The sequence below is a fragment of the Treponema sp. genome (genome assembly GCF_024696245.1).
Lineage (GTDB): Bacteria > Spirochaetota > Spirochaetia > Treponematales > Treponemataceae > Treponema_D.
This window is the reverse complement of sequence record NZ_JAILGZ010000097.1, coordinates 1-4,156: the sequence shown is the minus strand read 5'-3', so window position 1 is coordinate 4,156 and position 4,156 is coordinate 1. Positions and strand designations below refer to the sequence as shown.

The 4,156-nt window shown below is 36.7% G+C and carries 3 protein-coding genes; all 3 read right to left on the bottom strand.

All coding sequences use genetic code 11. From position 1 onward, the window contains the following. Nucleotides 1-172: 172 nt before the first annotated feature. Complete coding sequence (locus tag K6D58_RS06850) at nucleotides 173-1,792, bottom strand: hypothetical protein (RefSeq protein ID WP_296828921.1); 1,620 nt, start codon at nucleotides 1,790-1,792, stop codon at nucleotides 173-175. A 180-nt stretch (nucleotides 1,793-1,972) separates the two neighbouring features. Next, nucleotides 1,973-3,820: an endo-1,4-beta-xylanase gene (locus K6D58_RS06845; protein ID WP_296828920.1), complete on the bottom strand. Its 1,848-nt coding sequence runs from the start codon at nucleotides 3,818-3,820 to the stop codon at nucleotides 1,973-1,975. 122 nt (nucleotides 3,821-3,942) lie between these two features. Next, nucleotides 3,943-4,156: HisA/HisF-related TIM barrel protein (locus tag K6D58_RS06840; RefSeq protein WP_296828918.1), on the bottom strand; the 214-nt coding region annotated here is incomplete at its 5' end.

The window sequence follows — 4,156 nt, the reverse complement described above, 5'->3', positions numbered from 1 at the left end:
TGCCGAGCGAATTGCCATGTATATTTATGACGGAATTATCTCAGAGTTAAAAAAAGAAGGACTGGATTTGTCTTACCAGAAAGATAAAACAGAACCAGTCCTTTATTGCGTGGACGTTTTTGAAACTGAAACATCCAGAGCAAGATATTCAATACTGTAGTTTTATGTCAGATTATTTAACACTAGAGCCCCAGTCGCCTGTTGGTGTTACAGATACAACTGTGCCGTCAGCTTTTGTAACCTTTGCACTGATAACATCTACAGAAAAACCTTCTGTTGTTTTATTCTGAATATTTATTTTTGTAAGCTTTGTTTCTGGATTGTTACTAAGGCTTTTAAGGTCATTCAAACAATCTGCCATTACCAATGTATTTTTAGCTTTCGAAATCTGTGGGTAAGTTGTATAATAGGCTGTTCCCCAAGATTCTTGTGATAGAACTGTATCGCAAATAGCATTGAACTGAATGTCATCAAAGCTTGTACCATCTGCAAATATAACTTCAAGTGATTTCCAGTCGTCTTCAACAGTAAATACAGCTGCTGCATATTGTGCATCTGCATTATATGTGATTTTGAAAGCAACAGTTTCTTCTGGTTCTACTGGCTGTGGTTCTGGTGTCGGTTTATCTTCCTCAATGATTTTTGGACCAATCATAATTTTGTCAATTATTAAAGTATCAATCCAACCGCCACCATGAATAACAAAATATGGGCAGTAAATACCTTTTTCTTCATTGAAAAGATTTGTTCCTGTCGTAGGTTCATAAGGGGATACAGATTTATCATTTTCTGGAATAGACCATGATGCAATTGTAATACCAATTCCTGCATAACCTGGGATTATTCCAGAAACATAAGCTGCACCGTCTGCAAGCTCAGGCATATAAGGGATTGCAACCTGGAAATAACCGTTGTTGTTTTCTGTGATTAATAGTTTTCCATCTTTGTATGTTGTTGATGCTGTATCACCATAACCCTGAATAAATTTTGAGAGGTCAAGGGTGTATATTTCCAGCTTATCGTCTTTGATTTTAAAGTACTCTATTTCAGTTCCTTTTTCTGTTGTGACAAAAACTTTAAGTAAATCATCTTTGATAAGGTAGGTTCCGTTTACAGTATTTGAAATAAATGTTCCATCAGCTTTTGTTGTAATAGTAAAGCTTGTTTTTTCATCTGTATAAGAGAAAGTCTTATCAATTGTTTTGTATGCTGCAGGAGTTGTATCATCTGCACCTTCTGCTTTGTAAATTATAAGATTTTCTTTTCCGTAACCGGCAAGCCATATCTTCTTGATATAGATTTTACCGGCAACTTTAGCCCAATCTGCTTCTGAATTCTGCATATAAAGACGGATCTCGTCAGCTTCATCATCACAAGCCGCTATTGTATTATTATTATCTTTATAAGAAGAACCAGCTAAACAAATGGCCGAAACAATTGAATATTCTTTTGATGCATCTATATCACCAGAAGCCCTCTTATCTGATTTGCTGTTCACAAGATGTAAGTATACACTATTTGCTGTTTCAGATTCGTATTTAAGTTCTGCATAAAGAGTGGTATAACCAGAATTAGATGGAATTGCTTTTGGTAATTTTATGTAGCCAACTTCACCAGCTTTCATCTCAATTACAATTTCATCAGTTGAATCATTAGGATCTTCTGGAATGATATTTGTTGACTGAGGTTTATCTGGATCATTTGGATCTGGACAACCTGTAAAAGTAACTATGAATGCCGACATAGCCAGCACTTCCAAAAGCATTTTAAATTTTGAATGCGTTTTTTTCATATAATTAACTCCTTCTGTATGCAAGCCTGTTATTACTTGCATACAATACTATTATACAAAAAAAAAGCACTTTTGCAATTTTTTGACTACTTTCTTGTGTGGAAGTTTTTGTGTGGAAGTTAAAATATATAAAGAAAAACTAACAATTTCAATCCGTGCGTGTAACTCCCACTCAAGAATTTATTCTGCAGCTGCTATTACGGCATCAAAAGCAGAGTTTGTGTAATAATTAGAGCCGGAACGGTTAAAGAGCAATGGATATTGACTTCCATTATTGCTAATCCAAGAGTCTTCACTGCTGATTCCCCAGACCGTTACATTTGTAATTTTGTGACTGCCTGAATAATTTTTTCCGTATTTTTTCAGCATGTTGAAATATTCTTTATAAGAACTTGCTGCCTGGTTCTGACTCGTTGCAGAAATGTCAAACTCCGTAACATGAACATCTACACCGGCAGCCAGATAGCGTTTAAGTGCATTTTCGTATCCGCCTGCACCTGGCCATGATGGACCGACATGAGACTGCATTCCCATTACATCAATTCTTGCTTTAAATGTTTTTCCGTCCAGAGTGATACCTGCATCATTTTTAAGTTCGTCTATAATATGTAAAATAGCACTTGTTTTCCAGCTGCCATGATTACCATCATAATCCATGTATTCATTATAATCGTTGTAGCAGAGTTTTACGTCAGCAGGAGCATAGGCATTTGCAAAACGGAAGGCATTTAAAATAAATTCTTCGTTTCCGTAAATCTGATACCAGCGGGAACCTCCCTTGTCAGGAGCCTTGTCTTTAGTATCACTCGTTGAACCCCTAAGCCAGTTCTGACCATTTCCGCTGTAAACTTTGCCTGCATCATCTGCCATAGCTTCGTTTACTACATCCCAAGCCCAGACAAGATGATTTCCTTCGCCGTAACCGTTTGCTTTTTCCCATGCAGCAACATGCTCCAGAACAGTTTTAATGTACCATTCCTGGCGGGCTGTCATAGTTTCTTTGTCTACAAGATTTGTAATTTTGGCATCAGATTTTTGAGGATTGTAGTCTTCTGCAAAAAAAGCTTCAGGAGTCTGTGAATGCCATACAAGAACGTGACCGCGCATTTTAAGACCTGCTTTTTTACAGTCTGCAAGAATGTTATCCATCTGTGTAAATCCATTTAAAACAGGAACATCTATAGTTTTTCCATTACTTGCTGTAAATTTTTCAGAAGCAATTGAAGGTTTTGATTGTCCCCATGAAATGCTGAAGATTCCGTCTGGTTTAAATTCATTTCCCATAGTGATTGAATCTGCATGTTTTGTAAGGCCCTTTCTAACTGTTTCAGAAGCTAATTCCGGATCATGATTCCATGGACGGTATTCACAGGCAATTCCAAAAGAATCAAAAATATCTGCGTAAGTTTCTTTTAAGGAAGGCACAGATTCTTCCAGCCATGAAAGTTTGGTAGAAGAAATTTCACTGTAAGAAATTTTAAGTTTGAAATCTGCAATATAGATTGTAAGATTTTCTTTTTGAGTTTCATGAGTAGACAGGTAAAAAACATTATCAGAAGAAAGATTTCCTTCCCAACTTCCTGTAAGACTTGTCCAGTCCGAACTTCCTTTTGTAAAAGAATGCTCTGCAATAACAGGATAATCACTAAGATTTACCTGCCACATCAGCCTTTCTGTTTTTTCTCCATCATTTACAACCTTCATGTTGCAGGAAAAATTAAGTTTTACCTTTTTATCTCCATATTCTTTCAGAGAAAAATCTATAAAAGTCCAGTCGTCTGAAGAAAGTTTATCTCCCTTTATTGTGATGACATTTGTTTTGCCATCCACCGTATTTTCGGTAGAAACTCCATTATGACTTCCTGAGTAAGAGTCTATTGCAGCATCTTTTTCACCAGTACTTTCTTCACCAGTACTTTCTTCACCAGGTTTTCCACCAATATTGTTTGATGCTCCATTGTTGCATCCTGTAGAAAATAAAAGTAGGGCAGAAATACCTGCTGCCACAAATTTTAAGATTTTTTTCATTTGTACGCTCCCGTGCTAAATATGAAAAAAGTCTAGCATGGAAGAAAAGAGTCGAGTATAGGGGAAAGGTTTTATATTAAATTATTAATAAAAATTTATAATTGCTGAAAAAGAGCAGAGGCTTACACAATTCTTACCGGAACGCCGTTTTTTGCAAGCTCTTCTTTTATGCTGCCCACCGTGTACTGCCCTGAATGAACCATAGTTGCAATCAAAGCCGCATCAGCCTTACCGTTTTTAAGAACGTCCGCAAGATGTTCAGGCGTTCCACCTCCGCCGCTTGCAATTACAGGTACATCAACATTTTCAGAAATCATACGTGTAAGAGGGATTTCG